We start from the raw sequence: 16,337 nt of genomic DNA, 5'->3' as shown, positions 1-16,337 counted from the left end.
GCCACTGCCGAAGGCTGCGCTGGCCAGTGTGAACCCCGCAGATCTCCTGCGAGGCACAGGGCCAGCGCAGCCTAGCGGCAGCGGCTACAGATACATGGGTGCCTGTAGCCGCTGCCGAAGGCTGCGCTGGTCGGTGTGAACCCTGAAGATTTCCAGTGGGGCATAGGGCCAGCGCAGCCTGGCGGCAGCGGCTACGGGGTGGGGATCACGCGCCGCTATCGGCAAACTTCTCGAAGTACAACCGCACCGCCGGCAGCGCCTGGGCCTGCAGCCAGTCCTTGATCGACTCCACCATGGGCGGCGGCCCGCAGACGTATACATCGCTGGGCACCTCACCCAACGCCCGCGCGTCGAGGTGATCGACGATATAACCGCGATGCCCCTCCCACACCGCGTCACGTTCACTGATCACCGGAATGAACCGGAAACCGGGAATCCGTCCGGAAAAGGCTTCAATGCGCGCCACCTCACACAAATCCTGCGGCGTACGCACGCCGTAGTACAAGTGCACCGGCTGACCACACCCACCCTGCGCCGCCATCTGCTCGAGCATGCCCAAAAACGCCGACAACCCGGTGCCCCCGGCCACCAAGGTCAACGGCCGGTCGACATGACGCAGGTAGAACGTGCCCAGCGGTGCCTCGAACGGGATGACATCGCCCACCTGGCAGCGATCACGCACGTAATCGCTCATCGCCCCGCTGGGCAGCAGGCGGATCAGAAACTCCAGGCTATGGCCCCCCGGCGCGTTGGCGAACGAGTACGAGCGGCTGACGCCTGTCCCCGGTATCTGCAAACGCGCGTACTGGCCCGGCAGGTAATCCAGCGCACCGGCAGCCTCATCCAACGCCAGCCGCACAATGGCGGTGCCTTCCGACACACGCTCCACATGGCTGACCGTGCCCTGGAAAACCTTCGGCCCGGTGTTGTCACACAAACTGGAATCGAAGTCGAAATAGAACGCCGCGTCCGACTTCACCCGCGTCTGGCAACTGAGCACCTTGCGCTGGGCCAGGTCGGCGGCCGACAGCGCTTCATCGTCGACGTAATCCTGGGTGTACTGCCCCGACTCGCACTGCCCCTGGCAGGTAGCGCACACCCCCTCCCGGCAATCCATGGGCAAGGTGATGCCGCTGCGCAGGGCAGCGTCCAGCAGCAGTTCGTTGTTGTGCACGTTGCAGAACAGGGTCTTGCCGTCGGCAAAACTGAAAGCGACTTTGTACGTCATGGCGGCCACTCGCGGCTTCAGAGGTGATAGAAATCAAGGACCGAGTTGATCGTGTCGTTGAGCAGCACCACGTGCTTGCGGGCAATTTTCCAGCTATCGCCGTGGGGGCGCAGGCGGTAAGTGGCGCGGCCGAAGAACTGCTCCGCCACTTGCAGGCGGTAGTACAGGGTGTGCCAGTTGACCTGCACCTCCAGTTCGTCCGCCTGGCCCTGGGCGATGCGCACGTTGCTGATCAGGTGCACCGTGCGCGGCATGGGGATGGTGGACGCGGCCTTGCCGGTGCGGATGCGGTACACCCGGTCTTCCAGGCCGCCGCGGTTGGGGTAGTAGATCAGCGACATGCCCTTTTTCGGGTCCTGGGTGTAGACGTGTTCCGAGTCCCACTGGGGCAGGTGGAACTCGCTGTCTTCGCTGAAGCAGTCCAGGTACTGGTCCCAGTCCTGGGCGTCGCAGGCCGCCGCCATGTGGTACAGGAATTGTTCGACTTGGTAGTGAAGCTGGGCATTCATGGTTACACCTCACGCAGTTTCAGGGCGGATTCTTCAGCGGCCTTGCGGGCCAGGCCTTCGAGCAGGAAGCGCTGCCAGTTGCCGTGCTGATTGACGTACAGCCCCTCGTGGGTGAATTCGGTGCCGGTCAGCACCGGGTTGATGCCGATAGCCTGGCTGTTGGGCGTGGCGCCCTCGACCCACTTGTCATGGCCGCGGGAGATATCGCTCCAGCGCTCCAGCCGTGCCTGGAAACCGCGCTGGGCTTCGCGGAATTCCACCAGGTCGTCCGGCGTGCCCAGGCCGGACACGTTGAAGAAGTCCTCGAACTGACGAATGCGGTTTTCCCGATCGGCGTCCGACTCGCCCTTGACCCCCAGGCAGAAGCTGTTGATCTCGGTCTTGTTCCAGGCGATGGGGCGGATGATGCGCAGCTGCGAGCTGATTTGGTCGAGGAAGAACATGCTGGGGTAGATGTTGAGGTTGCGCAGGCGGTGCATCATCCACTCGGCGCGGCCTTGGCCGTATTCTTGCACCAGGCGCGGCATGATGCTGGCGTAGCCGGGGCGCACGCTGGGGTTGGGCATGTCACTGAACAGCAGGCTGTGGCCATTGTGGAACGAGAACCAGCCGTCATCGGTTTCGGCGTCGCCGGCGCCCAGTTTGCTGTAGTCCAGGGTGCCGCTGGCCGCTTCACCTTTTTGGGCATTGACCTGCTGGCGGTGCTGCACGGTGGCCACGTAGTTATAGTGCACGGTGCTGACGTGGTAGCCGTCCAGGCCGTTCTCGTTCTGCAGCTTCCAGTTGCCCTCGTAGGTGTACGCCGACTTGCCGGGCAGCACCTCCAGTTCGCCAGTGGGCGACTGCGCCACCATCATGTCGAAGAACACCTTGGCGTCGCCCAGGTAGTCGGCCAGGCTGTCGCTGCCGTGCACGTCGAGGCTGATGAACACAAAGCCCTTGTAGCTTTCGATGCGCGCCTTTTTCAGACCGCGGGTGGCCTTGTCGAAGCCTTCGGGGTATTCACCCGGCGCCTTGACCTTCACCAGGCGGCCGTCGCTTTTGTAGCACCAGGCATGGAACGGGCAGGTAAACGTGGACTGGTTGCCCTTGCCCACCCGGGTCAGCGTGGTGCCGCGGTGCTGGCAGGCGTTGACCAGCGCGTTGAGCTGGCCGTTGCCGTCGCGGGTGATGATCATCGGCTGGCGGCCCGCGCGCAGGGTGACGAAGTCGTGGTTGCTGGCGATCTCGCTCTCGTGGCAGGCGTAGATCCAGTTCTTCTCGAAGATCAGCTCCATCTCCAGGTCAAACAGCTCGGGCTCGGTGAACATCTCCCGGGCAATGCGGTACACCCCTTCAACGGGGCGAAAATCCAGGCAACCTTCAACGAAGTGCTGCCATTGGCTTACGGTTTTTGCGCTGCTCATCAGGGGGCTCCTTCTGCGGTTATCCGCCTTGGGCTGATTGAACCGCTGGCGCCTTGGCCCTTCTATCCACTTTTCCGGCACAACCTGTCCGTTTTCCGGTTATTTGCACAATCTGGATAGAGCTGGCACAGCGGCTGCAGTAACGTGAGGGTCGCCTGATCAACACACCGATAGAGTGTCGTCATGAAGTTACCCTCCCAGCCGCAACCCCGCGGCATCCGCGCCACCCACCACGACCTGGACGGCGCCCGCGCCTGGATGTCGACCATCTGCGGGCCGCACAGCCTTGAGGCAAGCGCGCCGCAACGCATCGAATTCGAGCATTCGGCCAATGTGCTGAGCGGCCTGTCCACGGTGCTGGGGCGTATCCAATACGGCACCGACGTGGTCATCGGCGTGGACCCGGACAGCTCGTTGAAGCGCTACAGCATCAGCCTGCCGCTGGACGGCGAGCAGGAACTGGACTGCGGCAAGCGGCGGCTGAAATCGGACGTGGGCACGGGGTTGATCGTCTCGCCGTTCGACCCGCAGCAACTGAGCATCAGCGGCAATTGCCGCAAGCTGCAGGTGGCCATCGACTGCACCTCGATGCAGCGGGTGCTGGAAGAGCTGCTGGAACAGCCGGCAGCGACACCGCTGGAGTTCGACCCGTGCATTAATGCCGAACTGGGTGCCACGGCGTCGTGGTGGCGCATGGTGCGCTACCTGGTGGACGAGATGGACGGTGGCGCCGAGTACTTCGGCCACCAGCCCATGACGCGGGACCTGGAGCGCAGCCTGATCAAGGGGCTGATTCTGTCGCAGCCCAACAACTACTCCAGCGCCTTGAGTGACCAGGCGCAGCGCCGCTGCCCGGTATTCGTGACCCGGGCGCGGCAGTTCATCGAGGACAACTGCGGCGAGGACATCCGCCTGGCCGACATCGAGCGGGCGGCGGGCATTGGTGCGCAGAAGCTGCATGATGCGTTCAAGGTGTACGTAGGGGTGTCGCCGGTGGCCTACCTCAAGCGTTTTCGCTTGCAGTCGGCGCGGCGCAGCCTGTTGCAGGAGCATGGCGGCTACAACATTGCCGGGATTGCTTCGCAGTGGGGGTTCAATCATCTGGGGCGCTTTGCCCAGGATTACAATCGGCTGTTCGGCGAGCTGCCGTCGCAGACGCTGGAGCGTCGGCGGCGGCATTGAATCCCGTGGGAGCGGGTTCTACCCGCGAAAAGAACACCGCGTAATCCCTGACGCCTCGTGGCGCCCTTTTCGCGGGTAGAACCCGCTCCCACAGGATGGTGTAGCAGCTGCCGAAGGCGGCGTCTGGCGCACGCGGTGCATCAGGTATACCGCAGCGTCTGTGACGCGGCCTGGCGGCCGCTGCTACAGGTGGGGCCTCAGAAGTGATGCACGTACCGCACCTGCACCCGACTCCCGTCCGGACGGTTCTGCACATCCTGCTCGAAGTACGCATTCACAAACACATGATCATTGGCCGAAAAGCTGTACATCCCCCCCGGCCCAATCGCCCAGACTTTCTCGCGCCGCCCCGCCACGTCATGCCCATCGATCTGGGTATCGGTGATCTGCTTGAGCCAGTAACCGTTAAGGCCCAACCGCAGGTGCTCGGTGACCGCATACTCGGTGGCAAAGTTGGCATGCAACGCCTGCCCCGCCTGAATGCTGTCAACCGCCCCCAATGACAACGCCGGGTCATCGTTCTTGCCGTTGTACAAATAATGCGCACGCACCGACGCCGTCCATTTCGGCGTAAACCAATAGGTCGCCGCCCAGTACGGGTCGAACGACCAGGCGTTGTTGCCCGGATTCACCGCGTGGCGGTCGTCGTACTCGCCGGTGGGCAGGTTGACCTGCAACTCGATGCGGTGCACGAACTTCGGCCCGTCCGGCCCCATCACCGGGTCGAACTGAATGAACGGCCCGATCAGCAAGTCCCCCACCCCGCTCTGCCCGCGCAAGGCGGCGTTGTTCAGGCCGTCGTCGACGCGCATGCGCGTGACCACCGGCAGCACCGCGTTCAAGCCCAGACTGCCGTTGCCCAGGCGCAGGGTGGACAGGTAGCTGAGCTGCGTCACGGCCACCTGGTAGTCCAGATCCTGCTTGGGCAACGCCAGGGCCTTGCCGTCCTTGTCGCGCAGTTTGTCGGCGCTGTAGTTCTGGAAATACTCCTGCAAATACCACCCCGGCCCTGCGGGCAAGCCACCGTCCAGGAAGCTGGTCAGCCCCAGGTTGACCACGGGCAAGTCGTAGGCCCCTGCTCCCTGGGCAATCAGCAAGCTGGCCCCGCACACAGACATCATTCGCGATTTCATGGGTATTCCCCGTCAGGCGGCAGCGTTATTGGGCCAGCTCAGGATGCGCGGCGGCGATCCGGTATTGGCCGGCATGGAAGACCAGCGGTTCTGCGCCGCTGTATCGGTAGTGTTCGATCTCGCCGATGAAGATCAGGTGGTCACCGCCCTCGTACTGGGTGACGTTGCGGCACACCAGGGTGGCGACCACGTCGTCCAGCAGCGGCACGCCGGCGGTGCCGCTGGCGTGGGCGATGCCAGCGAACTTGTCGTTGGCGGGCCGGGAAAAGTGCCGCGACAGGCCGTGCTGGGCCGCACCCAGCACATTGATCGCAAAGTGGCTGGCAGCGCTGAAATCGGCCAGGCTGGGGGGCCGAGCGCGCCAGGCTCCACAGCACCAGCGCCGGTTCCAGCGACACCGAGGAAAACGAGTTGGCGGTCATGCCCACCTTGCGACCGTCGGCGGTGCAGGTGGTGATCACGGTGACGCCGGTGGCGAACTGGCCCAGCACCCCACGCAGATCGCGAGGGTCGCAGCCTTGGGCAGTTCGCAAAGAAAGATCGAGACTCATGGGACGCTCCTTCAGGCAGCCACGTGCCGGGTGGTTTTGTCGATGAAGGCCTGGCACTGTTCGGCGTCGAACCACCAGGGGGCGAAGGTGCGCGGGTCGTCGAAGCCATTGACGATGGCCGCGGCCAGGGGCTGCGATTGGCTGGCCGCGCCCAACAGGCCCAGCAGGTACTCGGGCGGCGGCGTCAGCAAGGTGTTGGTCCACTGCACCACATGGCGGGCGTAGCCCCAGTACTGCTCGAAGGTCTGCGCCATCCACTGCGCATCAAAAGCCCGCGCGCCCTGGTCGAGGATCGCCTGCAGGTAGACCTTGCTGCACTTGGCAGCGTTGTTGGCGCCCTGGCCGGTGATGGGGTCGTTGACCACCAGCGCGTCGGCCATGCCCAGCACCGTGCGCCCGGACGGCAGGGTCAGCACCGGCTTGCGCACCATGGGCGTGAAGCGGCCCGAGAGAAAACCGTTGTCATCGGTCAGGGTCAGGTGCTGGCAGCGCTCGGCTTCCCAGGGCAGGTACTGACGCACAATTTCCAGGCTTTTGGCCAGGTGCGCTTCGGGGGTCTTGATGTCGTGCCAGCAGTCCATCGGGCCGCCGGGGACGCCTTCGAACACCATGATTTCGCAAGGGCCGCTGGTGGTCAGCGCCGGGAACACGAAGTACTCGCCTACCCCGGGGATCAGGTTGAAGGCTACTCGCGAGAACGGCGACGCCGGGGTCATGCCTTTCACGTAGGTCAGCGCCAGGGCCCGCTGCGGCTGGCTGAAGGCGCTGCGCTGGGTGTCTTTTTCGAATTGGTTGACCACCTCGCCCTTGCCCGCCGCCAGCAGCACCAGGTCGTGGGATTGGGTGAGGGTTTCCAGCTCGGCGATGCCCACGTCGGCAATCACTAGTTCGCCGCCGCGCTTGACGAACTCATCCATCCAGGCCGGCATTTTCAGGCGCTGGTCCACTGACTGGGCGTAACGCTCCAGCCGCGAGCTCCAGCTGAACAGGCGCTCGCCGGGCTGCTGCGGGTGCGGCACGGTCAGGCTGATGCCTTCCACAGCCGGGCAGTGCTGCTCCCAGAAGTTCAAGCCCAGGTCGCGCTCGGTCTGCAGCGCGGTGTTGAACATGCATTGGCTGGACATGACCTTGCCGCTGCGAATCTGCTCGCCCGTGCGGTTGGTGGTCAGGGTCACGTGGTAGCCCTGGGCAAGCAGGCCCAGGCCAAGCTGCAGGCCGGCCTGGCCGGCTCCGACAATAGCAATACTGCGCATGATGGTGTTCCTGTTGGGGTGAAGAAGTGGGGGGTGGTTCATTGCGCCAGGCGGGCAATGGCCGGCAGGTTCTGTTCCGGGCCCATGGCCGAGTAGCCGCCGTCCACCGCGTAGTCGGCGCCGGTGACGAAGCTGGCGGCGGGCGAACAGAGGAAGGTCACCACGTTGGCCACCTCGTCCGGTTCGCCCAGGCGGCCCAGCAGGTGGTAACTGGCGGCCACCTGGTCGGCCTTGCTGCGGTTGCCGCCACTGGCCTGCTCGATCACCCGCGACCAGGTCCAGCCCGGCGATACCGAATTCACGCGGATGCCGTCCGGCGCCAGGTCCATGGCCATGCTGCGGGTCAGTTGCTGGATCGCGGCCTTAGACACCGGGTACAGCCAGCGCCCGGTCTGGGCGCAGCCGGCCGAGATGGACGAGAAGTTGACAATGGCGCCACGGTTGGCGGCCAGGTCTGGGTGCAGGGCCTGGGTCAGCGCCACCGCCGACACCAGGTTGACGTTCAGCGCCTGCAACCAGTCCTGACGGCTGGAAGCCAGGCCGTCGTCCAGGTAGGTGCAGGCCAGGTTGATCAACAGGCTGACCGGGCCCAGCGTCTGGTGCACCGTGGCCAGGGCCTTGCTGATCTGCGCGTCCTGGGTGATATCGACGGCAAAGAACTGCGCCCTGCGGCCCAACTGCTCCGCCGCCTGCTGCCCGGCTTGGGCGTCGATGTCAAAGAGCACCACCCGCGCACCGGCGGCGATCAGGCCGCGTGCCACGGCCATGCCGATCAGGGTGGCGCCACCGCTGATCAGTGCCACCTTGCCTTGCAAGGCATCGGGATTCAGGAATGTGGACATGTCACCTCCTCAGGCGCGCTTTTCGGCGCTGGTAGGCCAATTGGGCATCAGGGTGTTGGACGGCAGGCTTTCATCGAGCAGCTTGTGCGCGGTCTCGACGCCGGCGATGGGCAGGCCGGTGGGGTCCAGGCGGCCGATCTGCACCAGCACGCTGGCCTGGTCCCAATAGATGTGTTCGTGACACAGCTTGGGGCCGCGGAACTTGACCACCCCCAGCATGGGGATCTGCACCGTGCGGCCGGTAGGCGCGATGCCGGGCAGCAGCCAGTCGATCTCGCTGTCGTGGGTGAAGCTCATGATGAATTCGTCGACGATCTGCGTGGCGCCCACCGTGCGAGAGATGGGCGTGAGGGCCATGTCCTGAGGGTTGCCGTGGACGAAATGGTGTTGGTAGAAGCGGCTGAGCTGCGCGTAACCGACCCCGCCGGTCATGGTCGGGATATGGTTGACGTAGGGCTCGGCGACCATGGTCGCCATGGTGGCGGGCACGTCGCGGGTGTCGAACTCGTGGCGTATGTGCTCCTCCCACAGGGCCGAGAGGTCGTAGTCCGGCCCCAGGGTACGACGCAGGGCGGCCACGGTGCGTTGGTGGGCCATCAGCGCGGCGGGCTTGTCGTAGTGATGGCCATTGGGGCGGGCGAAGGCGTGATCGACGCCGGGGTACAGGTAGGTCTCCACGCCCGTCAGCGGCTGGGCGGCGGCGAAGATGGCGGCGCGGGCTTCGCCGGGGCAGAACTGGTCGAGTCCGGCCATGTGCAAGACAAGTCGGCGGCCCTGCAGGCCTTCCAGTTCGGTCAGCGCCTTTTCGATGCCCACGCCGTAATAGCCCACGGCGCAGGCCACTTCCGGCAAGCGGCAGGCGGCCAGGTACGCCAGTTTGCCGCCCAGGCAATAGCCGACTACACCCTGGGCGGCGCCGGTGCATTCGGGCAATTGACGCAAGGCGTTGAGGCTGGCGCGGATGTCCTCGACACCCTTGTCCTCATCGAAGGCCTGGTACAGGGCGTATGCCTGGGCAAAGTCTTGCTCCTCGTAACCCAGTTCGATGCCCGGCGCCTGCCGCCAGTACAGGTCGGGCACCAGCACGCTGTAGCCTTCCTCGGCCAGAAAGTCGGCCACCTCGCGCATGGCCGGGTTGACCCCGAAGATTTCCTGGCACAGCACAACGCCCGGGCCACTGCCGCCAATGGCGGGGGCCAGGTAGGCCTGAAACTGTTGTCCGTCAGCTGCCGTGACGCTGATATAGCGACCGTTCATGGGTACGTCTCCAACATCGGGTGAAGTTGGAGCCATCCTGGGGCCGGCGGTCGGTGCTCACTATCCGCTGGCTGCAGGGTCTGTCCGCGCGGTGCGGAAAGTTTTGCGCGGCCGTGGCGCCGTGAAACCTGGCGCGGCGTTTGCTACCACCCCTGCAAGACCACCACAAAGTGGCCAAAAAGAAACAGCGCAGAGGCCGCAGTATCCAGATACTGCACCCGTTATCCGCCCAGCGAAAACGCCGGGTAACGTTATGGCCCACACTGCCTTGAAACCGTGCACGAGTGAGGTAGCCATGAACCCGCAAGCTGGTGGTGCCCGTTTTGAACACACGCCGCTGTTCACCCCGCAGAACCGTCTGTTCCTGCTGCACGACCGTGAACGCATTCGTGACCGCGTGGGCGATGTGTTCAAGCCTCATGACTTGAAGGTTGCGGCGCCCACCCGCGAGGTCAGCGCCTCGATGCACCACGTGCGCCAGGGCCGGCTGTCGCTGAACCTGCTGGAGTACGGCGCGCCGGTGACCATCGACCCCGGGCGGCTGGAGGACTTCCTGCTGGTGCAGATCCCCACGCGCGGCAGCGCCGAGATCCAGTGCGATGGGGTGCAGTTCACCTCGACCCCCGTGTGCGCCTCGATCATTTCCCCCCAGGCGCCGGTGTCCATGCGCTGGGCCGCCGACTCGCCGCAACTGACCTTGCGTCTGGACCGCGAGGAAGTGGAGCGCCACTGCGCCCAGCACTTGGGCCAGCCGTTGCAGCAGCCGCTGCGCTTCGAGCCACGGTTTGACCTGACCACGCCGGCGGCCGACTATTTCCTGCAACTGCTCGCGACCCTGGCCGACGCCCTCGCCGCGCCGCAGCACCCGATCCATCACCCGCTGGTGCTCAAGCAGTTCGAAGCCACCTTGATCAATGCCTTGCTGTACGGGCAGCCGAACAACCTGCAGGAGGGCCTGAACGCCCCGGCGCAGCCGCGAAAGATTTCGCCGTTTTTCGTCAAGCGCACCGAGGAATTCATCCTCGCCCATGCCCATGAACCGCTGGCCATCGAGCAACTGGCTGCGCAGGCAGGCGTCAGTGTGCGTACGTTGTTCGCAGGGTTCAGGGAATATCGTGGCACCAGCCCCATGGCGTTTCTGCGTGATGTGCGCATGGAGCGCGTGCATCAGGCGCTGCGCAGCCCGGGGCACGAATCGGTGACGGACATTGCGCTGAAGTGGGGGTTTTCGCATCTGGGGCGGTTTTCGCAGGAATACCGCAAGCGCTACGGCGAGCTGCCTTCGGCGACGCTGCGGTACCGTTGACCACGCCTACCAAGGCTGGCAACGCCTATCCATCAGGCCATGGGTGGGAGCGGGCTCTGCCCGCGAAGCGCCGCGCGGGCGGCGCTCGATCTCAAGAGCACCAGAAAAACCTCGACTGGCACCCGCCAGCCATGATGCGATCCCGTAGCCGCTGCCGCCAGGCTGCGCTGGCCGGTGTGAACGCTGGATATCTGTAGTGAGGCATAGGGCCAGCGCAGCCTTCGGCAGCGGCTACGGTGCTCCGTGGGGCATTGAGGCGCATGTCTTGGGGACTTGTGGCGGTCTTTAGATCGAGCGCCGCCCGCGCGGCGCTTCGCGGGCAGAGCCCGCTCCCACGTTTGTTGCAACGTACCATGGCCTGTGAGAGCGGCGTTGCCCTTCGGCAGCATCTGAACTCCTCGGCGATGCAGGGTGACTAATCCTCTACGCACGCTCTCCCGAGGAAGTCCAATGCCCAGCAAGAAAGTCGCTGAAATCGTCATCGAAACCCTTCAGGCCGCCGGGGTCCGCAACTGCTACGGCATCGTTGGCGACACCCTCAACCACGTCACCGACGCCATCCGCCGCAGCGATATCCAGTGGGTGCATGTACGCCACGAGGAAGTCGCCGCCTTTACCGCCGGGGCCGAATCGTTCATCAGTGGGCGGCTGACCGCGTGCGCCGGCTCTTGCGGCCCAGGCGGCCTGCATTTCATCAACGGGGTGTTCGAAGCCCAGCGCAACGGCGCGCCCATGGTGCTGATCGCCAGCCAGGTGATCACCAGCGAACTGGGCATGGACTTCCCCCAGGAGGTGGATTTCAAAGCCATCTATGGCCCCTGCACGGTGTTCTGCGAGCAGGTGTACACCCCCGAGCAGGCACGCCGGGTTACCGCACTGGCCGCCCAGACCGCGCTGAATGAAGGCGGCGTGGCGGTGATTATCCTGCCGTCGGACATCAGCCTGGCTGAGGTCAAGGACGATACGCCTTTCGCCGCCCACCACCCTCGCCCGGTTACCCAGCCCAACCCCGAGGAACTGGCGCAGATCGCGGCCCTGCTGGCAGCCGGCAAGAAGGTTTCGATCTACGCAGGCTTTGGTTGCGCCGGTGCCCATGACGAACTGGTGGAACTGGCGCGCCTGCTCAAGGCGCCCATCGCCCACACCTCGCGGGCCAAGGATTTCGTCGAATACGACAACCCCTACAACATGGGCATGACCGGCGTGTTCGGCGTCGAGTCCGGTTACCACGCGATGATGGAGTGCGACACCTTGCTGCTGCTGGGCGCCGACTTTGCCTGGAAGCAGTTCTACCCGGCCAAGGCCAAGGTTATCCAGATCGACCGCAAGGGCACGCATCTGGGCCGCCGCCACCCGGTGGACCTGGGCGTGGTCGGCGATGTGCTGCCCACCCTGCGGGCGCTGCTGCCGCTGGTGGAAGAAAAGACCACTGTGGGCTGGCTGGAAGAATGCCTCAAGCACCGCCAGCACACCCTCAAGGTGATGGCCCACGACCAGCGCCACACCGAGGGCGAGCTGATCCACCCGCAGTACCTGACCCACTTGCTGGATCAGCACGCCAGCAGCGACGCGCTGTTCACCGCCGACGGCGGCTCGCCGATGGTCTGGGTGCTGCGCCATATCAACGTCAACGGCGCCCGCCGCACGCTGACCAGCCTGCGCCACGGCACCATGGCCAACGCCATGCCCCAGGCGCTGGGGTTGCAGAAGGCCTACCCCGATCGGCAGGTCATCTCCCTGTCCGGCGACGGCGGGCTGGCGATGCTGCTGGGCGATCTGCTGACCGCGGTGCAGGAGAAACTGCCGATCAAGGTGGTGGTGTACAACAACGCTTCGCTCAATTTCGTGCAGATCGAGCAGAAGGTCGAGGGCTTGCTGGACAACTACACCGACCTGCACAACCCCGACTTTGCCGAAGTGGCCAAGGCCATGGGGTTGTGGGGGCGGCAGGTCAGCGAAGGGGCCGAACTGGAAGAGGCGGTGCAGGCCTTTCTCGCGCAACCTGGGCCGGCGCTGCTGGACGTGAAGGTCAACCCGGAAGAGCTGGTGATGCCCGCCAAGGTGGAGTTCGCCCAGGTGGCCGGCATGGCGCTGTATTCGGCCAAGGCCGTGCTGGGTGGGCGTGCGGGGGATGTGAAGGATTTGCTGGTGAATAATTTCCTGAAATAGGCGGCGCCTGCATCGCGACCAAGGTCGGCTCCTACGCCGATCGTGGTAGGAGCCGGCCTTGGCCGCGATGCAGGCAACCTGATCTCAAGCCTGGCGGCAGCGGCTACATCAGCGCTGCGACAGGACGTTGCCCAGCAATCCAGGAAAGCGACTCTCCAATACTTCACTGCGCAACGAATTCATGTGCATGGTACCCACGTTGCGGGTCTGCACCAGCCCCGCCTCGCGCAGCACGCGGAAATGGTGGGACATGCTGGATTTGGGCCGCCCGCCATCCAGCTCGCCACACGTGGCTTCGGCCACGCCGGCCAGGCAGCGCACGATTTCAAGGCGCACCGGATCACTCAAGGCGTACAGCAGACGCTCAAGGGTCAGGTCTTCGGGATTGGGGTGGGTATAGGCTCGCATGGCGCACATGATATCGAGGCTTCCATAAATTGCCATAGTTCGATTATGATCGAACTACCGAAAGTTACTCATTGCCGGAGTTGCACATGTCCGCGTTGTTCCAACCCTTCACCCTTAAAGACGTCACGTTGCGCAACCGCATCGCCATTCCACCGATGTGCCAGTACATGGCCAAAGACGGCCTGATCAACGATTGGCACCACGTGCACCTGGCCGGCCTGGCCCGTGGCGGCGCCGGTCTGGTCGTGGTCGAGGCCACCGCAGTCGCCCCTGAAGGGCGTATCACCCCCGGCTGCGCCGGCATCTGGACCGACGAACAGGCCCAGGCCTTCGTGCCCGTAGTGCAGGCCATCAAGGCCGCAGGCTCGGTGCCGGGCATCCAGATCGCCCACGCCGGCCGCAAGGCCAGCGCCAACCGTCCGTGGGAAGGTGACGACCATATCGCTGAAGGCAACCCTGAAGGCTGGCAGACCATCGCCCCATCGGCCATCGCCTTCGGCGCCAACCTGCCGAAAGTGCCGCGCGCCATGACCCTGGACGACATCGCCCGGGTGCGCCAGAACTTCGTCGACGCTGCCCGCCGCGCCCGCGACGCCGGCTTCGAATGGATCGAACTGCACTTCGCCCACGGCTACCTGGGCCAGAGCTTCTTCTCCGAGCACTCCAACCAGCGCACCGACGCCTACGGCGGCAGCTTCGACAACCGCAGCCGCTTCCTGCTGGAAACCCTGGCCGCCGTGCGTGAAGTGTGGCCCGAGCACCTGCCGCTGACCGCGCGTTTCGGCGTGCTGGAGTACGACGGTCGTGATGAGCAGACCCTGGTTGAGTCCATCGAACTGGCGCGTCGCTTCAAGGCAGGCGGTCTGGATCTGCTGAGCGTCAGCGTCGGCTTCACCATTCCTGACACCAACATCCCGTGGGGCCCGGCCTTCATGGGCCCGATTGCCGAGCGCGTGCGCCGTGAAGCGGACTTGCCGGTGACTTCGGCATGGGGCTTTGGTACCCCGCATCTGGCCCATGAAGCCGTCGAGGCGGGGCATCTGGACCTGGTGTCGGTGGGCCGTGCGCACCTGGCAGACCCCCACTGGCCGTACTTCGCGGCCAAGGAGTTGGGTGTGGACAAGGCCTCGTGGACCTTGCCGGCACCTTATGCGCATTGGCTGGAGCGCTACCGCTAACGCCTGACACCGACCTGGTGCCGAACACACAAGGCTAAAACCTCGGAGTGTCAGGCCATGGTACGTTGCAACAAATGTGGGACCGGGGGGCCGGCCATCCGGCTCTGCCCGGGAAGCGCCGCGCGGGCGGCGCGCGGTCTGATGAACACCACCACAACACCGGCATGCACCTTTACGCCACACCTCGGTCGTAGCTTGGCGGTAGCGGCTACGAATCGCGGTGGGGCGTAAAGGTGCATGCCTTTAGGGGGGCAGCGTTCATGAGACCGCGCGCCGCCCGCGCGGCGCTTCCCGGGCAGAGCCGGATGGCCGGCCCCCCGGTCCCACATTTGTTTCGGGCCAGTTATGCCTATGGCATCACCTGGTCCTCCTTGTAGGCCTGGCTTCAGACAGGTGCGCCCCGCTCATGGCACAATCCCGATCCCTGCCCTCCCCCTCAAAGGATCTGAATGTCGCTGTTTATCGATCAACCCGACGACGATGGACTGCCCGGCCCGCAACGGCGCCAGGCGATGGTAGCGGTGATGACGGCGACGGCCATGGCCGTCATTGACGGGACGGTGGTCAACATCGCCCTGCCGTCCATGGCCACCGCCTTTAACGTACCGGCTGCGACCACGGTGTGGGTTGCCAACGGCTACCTGCTGGCCGCCGCCATGACGCTGATGATGTTCTCGGCACTGGCCACGCGTATCGGCTTTCGCGCGCTGTTTGTCGGTGGCATGGGCCTGTTCACCCTGGCTTCGCTGGGCTGCGCCCTGGCGCCGTCGCTGGATGTGCTGATCGCCATGCGCGTGCTGCAAGGCATCGGCGGTGCGGCCACCTTGAGCATCGGCCCGGCCATTTACCGCACGGTGTTCCCCACCCGACTGCTCGGTCGAATCCTCGGCCTGAACGCCTTGCTGGTAGCTGCCAGCACCGCGATCGGCCCGGCGTTCGGCGGCACCGTGCTGTCACTGGCCAGCTGGCCGTGGTTGTTTGCGATCAATATTCCCCTCGGCATCGCCGCCTGCGTGCTCGGCCAGCGTGCGGTGCCCAAGCAGCGTTCGCGCAGCAGTGCCTCGTTCGACGTGGCCGGTGCCGTGTTGTCGGCGGTCACCATGGGTGCTGCCATTTTGGCGACCGAGGCGGTGGCCAGCGTGCAGAGCCTGGACCAGGCCGGTATTTTTGCGCTGGTCATGGTGTCGGCCGGTGCCGCGTTCATCTGGCGCCAACGCCGGGCCACCGTGCCCTTGCTGCCGCTGGAAATCTTCAAGTCGTCACGCTTTTCGCTGGCGGCCCTGACCTCCTTCACCGCGTTCGTCAGCCAAGGCATCGCCATCCTGGCGTTGCCGTTTCTGTTCCAGAACGCCTACGGCTACAGCGTGTTTGCTTCGGCATTGCTGTTCACGGCGTGGCCGGTGGGCATCATCCTGGCAGCGCCGCAGGCTGGGCGCCTGGCCGATCGACACCCACCGGCGGTGCTGTCCACCATCGGCCTGAGCCTGCTGACCCTGGGCCTGGCGCTGCTGGCCTTGCTGGCCCCCGACGCCAGCGCCGTGGACATCCTGTGGCGTGAATGCCTGTGCGGCATCGGCTTCGGGTTTTTCCAGAGCCCCAACAATCGCGAAATGCTCGCCAACGTCAGCCGCGAGCGCAGCGGCAGTGCCTCGGGCGTGCTGGCCATCGCCCGCACCTTCGGCCAATGCCTGGGCGCCGCCCTGGTGGCCGTGGTGCTGTCGGTGTACCTGGGGCATGCGGTGGGCGAACATGCGGTGGCGGTGCTGGAAGCCGGGGCGATGCACCTGGCCCTGGGCGTGGCGGCGATTGCCTCAGGCCTGGCCACCTGCGTGAGCATCAGCCGGATTCGCCGCTCAATGGCTTGAAGCAACCAACCCCACGCGTGCAGACTAAGGGCCTGACAACAATTAATTAA

At 65.1% G+C, this 16,337-nt stretch carries 13 protein-coding genes and 1 pseudogene; 5 read left to right on the top strand and 9 right to left on the bottom strand.

The features are described from left to right. Positions 1-205: 205 nt before the first annotated feature. From antC to antA, 3 genes are read right to left on the bottom strand one after another with little or no spacing between them, the layout of a single operon-like run. Positions 206-1,228 carry an anthranilate 1,2-dioxygenase electron transfer component AntC gene (antC, locus tag ACZ9GA_RS11475; RefSeq protein ID WP_457362563.1) on the bottom strand — a complete coding sequence of 341 codons (1,023 nt, stop codon included), beginning with the start codon at positions 1,226-1,228 and terminating at the stop codon, positions 206-208. 17 nt (positions 1,229-1,245) lie between these two features. Then, on the bottom strand, positions 1,246-1,737 hold the full coding sequence (antB, locus tag ACZ9GA_RS11470) for an anthranilate 1,2-dioxygenase small subunit (protein WP_457362564.1): 492 nt from the start codon (positions 1,735-1,737) through the stop codon (positions 1,246-1,248). Positions 1,738-1,739: 2 nt separating this feature from the next. Then, positions 1,740-3,143, bottom strand: coding sequence for an anthranilate 1,2-dioxygenase large subunit (antA, locus tag ACZ9GA_RS11465; protein WP_457362565.1), 1,404 nt, complete (start codon positions 3,141-3,143; stop codon positions 1,740-1,742). Between the two features lie 183 nt (positions 3,144-3,326). Here antA and ACZ9GA_RS11460 point away from each other — a divergent pair, with 183 nt between their 5' ends. Further along, on the top strand, positions 3,327-4,325 hold the full coding sequence (locus tag ACZ9GA_RS11460; protein ID WP_457362566.1) for an AraC family transcriptional regulator: 999 nt from the start codon (positions 3,327-3,329) through the stop codon (positions 4,323-4,325). A 197-nt stretch (positions 4,326-4,522) separates the two neighbouring features. On the opposite strand, the gene ACZ9GA_RS11455 is transcribed toward ACZ9GA_RS11460, so the two are convergent. The 5 genes and pseudogenes from ACZ9GA_RS11455 to ACZ9GA_RS11435 all read right to left on the bottom strand — a co-directional run bounded on the left by ACZ9GA_RS11455 (position 4,523) and on the right by ACZ9GA_RS11435 (position 9,361). After that, positions 4,523-5,458, bottom strand: coding sequence for a SphA family protein (locus tag ACZ9GA_RS11455; RefSeq protein ID WP_457362567.1), 936 nt, complete (start codon positions 5,456-5,458; stop codon positions 4,523-4,525). A 25-nt stretch (positions 5,459-5,483) separates the two neighbouring features. Continuing rightward, positions 5,484-6,009: pseudogene (locus ACZ9GA_RS11450) on the bottom strand (flavin reductase family protein). A gap of 11 nt (positions 6,010-6,020) precedes the next feature. After that, positions 6,021-7,262, bottom strand: a complete 1,242-nt coding sequence (locus ACZ9GA_RS11445) for a styrene monooxygenase/indole monooxygenase family protein (RefSeq protein WP_457362568.1) — start codon at positions 7,260-7,262, stop codon at positions 6,021-6,023. Positions 7,263-7,300: 38 nt separating this feature from the next. Beyond that, positions 7,301-8,104, bottom strand: coding sequence for an SDR family oxidoreductase (locus ACZ9GA_RS11440; RefSeq protein WP_457362569.1), 804 nt, complete (start codon positions 8,102-8,104; stop codon positions 7,301-7,303). Between the two features lie 9 nt (positions 8,105-8,113). Continuing rightward, positions 8,114-9,361, bottom strand: a complete 1,248-nt coding sequence (locus ACZ9GA_RS11435) for a dienelactone hydrolase family protein (RefSeq protein WP_457362570.1) — start codon at positions 9,359-9,361, stop codon at positions 8,114-8,116. Positions 9,362-9,656: 295 nt separating this feature from the next. On the opposite strand from ACZ9GA_RS11435, the gene ACZ9GA_RS11430 reads away from it, so the two are divergent. Both ACZ9GA_RS11430 and ACZ9GA_RS11425 read left to right on the top strand, forming a co-directional pair. After that, positions 9,657-10,667 (top strand): AraC family transcriptional regulator, encoded by a 1,011-nt coding sequence (locus tag ACZ9GA_RS11430; protein WP_457362571.1) that lies wholly within the window; start codon positions 9,657-9,659, stop codon positions 10,665-10,667. 450 nt (positions 10,668-11,117) lie between these two features. Continuing rightward, positions 11,118-12,836: a thiamine pyrophosphate-dependent enzyme gene (locus ACZ9GA_RS11425; RefSeq protein WP_457362572.1), complete on the top strand. Its 1,719-nt coding sequence runs from the start codon at positions 11,118-11,120 to the stop codon at positions 12,834-12,836. A 108-nt stretch (positions 12,837-12,944) separates the two neighbouring features. Here the strand turns inward: ACZ9GA_RS11425 and ACZ9GA_RS11420 are convergent, their stop codons facing one another. After that, a complete protein-coding gene (locus tag ACZ9GA_RS11420) occupies positions 12,945-13,280 on the bottom strand; it encodes an ArsR/SmtB family transcription factor (RefSeq protein WP_457362573.1) in 336 nt (111 codons plus the stop codon). 50 nt (positions 13,281-13,330) lie between these two features. Here ACZ9GA_RS11420 and ACZ9GA_RS11415 point away from each other — a divergent pair, with 50 nt between their 5' ends. Together ACZ9GA_RS11415 and ACZ9GA_RS11410 are read left to right on the top strand one after the other, a co-directional pair. Next, positions 13,331-14,422, top strand: coding sequence for an NADH:flavin oxidoreductase/NADH oxidase (locus ACZ9GA_RS11415; RefSeq protein WP_457362574.1), 1,092 nt, complete (start codon positions 13,331-13,333; stop codon positions 14,420-14,422). Positions 14,423-14,871: 449 nt separating this feature from the next. Continuing rightward, positions 14,872-16,287 carry a DHA2 family efflux MFS transporter permease subunit gene (locus ACZ9GA_RS11410; RefSeq protein WP_457362575.1) on the top strand — a complete coding sequence of 472 codons (1,416 nt, stop codon included), beginning with the start codon at positions 14,872-14,874 and terminating at the stop codon, positions 16,285-16,287. The last annotated feature ends 50 nt before the right edge of the window (positions 16,288-16,337 follow it).

Source organism: Pseudomonas sp. TE3644 (genome assembly GCF_056278815.1).
The sequence above is the reverse complement of the archived record's forward strand: the minus strand, read 5'-3'. Positions and strand labels throughout refer to the sequence as shown.

What these genes read in the sequence shown, in the direction of transcription:
- antC (WP_457362563.1), bottom strand. Translation starts at nt 1,228, where the DNA reads ATGACGTACAAAGTCGCTTTCAGTTTTGCCGACGGCAAGACCCTGTTC.
- antB (WP_457362564.1), bottom strand. Translation starts at nt 1,737, where the DNA reads ATGAATGCCCAGCTTCACTACCAAGTCGAACAATTCCTGTACCACATG.
- antA (WP_457362565.1), bottom strand. Translation starts at nt 3,143, where the DNA reads ATGAGCAGCGCAAAAACCGTAAGCCAATGGCAGCACTTCGTTGAAGGT.
- ACZ9GA_RS11460 (WP_457362566.1), top strand. Translation starts at nt 3,327, where the DNA reads ATGAAGTTACCCTCCCAGCCGCAACCCCGCGGCATCCGCGCCACCCAC.
- ACZ9GA_RS11455 (WP_457362567.1), bottom strand. Translation starts at nt 5,458, where the DNA reads ATGAAATCGCGAATGATGTCTGTGTGCGGGGCCAGCTTGCTGATTGCC.
- ACZ9GA_RS11445 (WP_457362568.1), bottom strand. Translation starts at nt 7,262, where the DNA reads ATGCGCAGTATTGCTATTGTCGGAGCCGGCCAGGCCGGCCTGCAGCTT.
- ACZ9GA_RS11440 (WP_457362569.1), bottom strand. Translation starts at nt 8,104, where the DNA reads ATGTCCACATTCCTGAATCCCGATGCCTTGCAAGGCAAGGTGGCACTG.
- ACZ9GA_RS11435 (WP_457362570.1), bottom strand. Translation starts at nt 9,361, where the DNA reads ATGAACGGTCGCTATATCAGCGTCACGGCAGCTGACGGACAACAGTTT.
- ACZ9GA_RS11430 (WP_457362571.1), top strand. Translation starts at nt 9,657, where the DNA reads ATGAACCCGCAAGCTGGTGGTGCCCGTTTTGAACACACGCCGCTGTTC.
- ACZ9GA_RS11425 (WP_457362572.1), top strand. Translation starts at nt 11,118, where the DNA reads ATGCCCAGCAAGAAAGTCGCTGAAATCGTCATCGAAACCCTTCAGGCC.
- ACZ9GA_RS11420 (WP_457362573.1), bottom strand. Translation starts at nt 13,280, where the DNA reads ATGGCAATTTATGGAAGCCTCGATATCATGTGCGCCATGCGAGCCTAT.
- ACZ9GA_RS11415 (WP_457362574.1), top strand. Translation starts at nt 13,331, where the DNA reads ATGTCCGCGTTGTTCCAACCCTTCACCCTTAAAGACGTCACGTTGCGC.
- ACZ9GA_RS11410 (WP_457362575.1), top strand. Translation starts at nt 14,872, where the DNA reads ATGTCGCTGTTTATCGATCAACCCGACGACGATGGACTGCCCGGCCCG.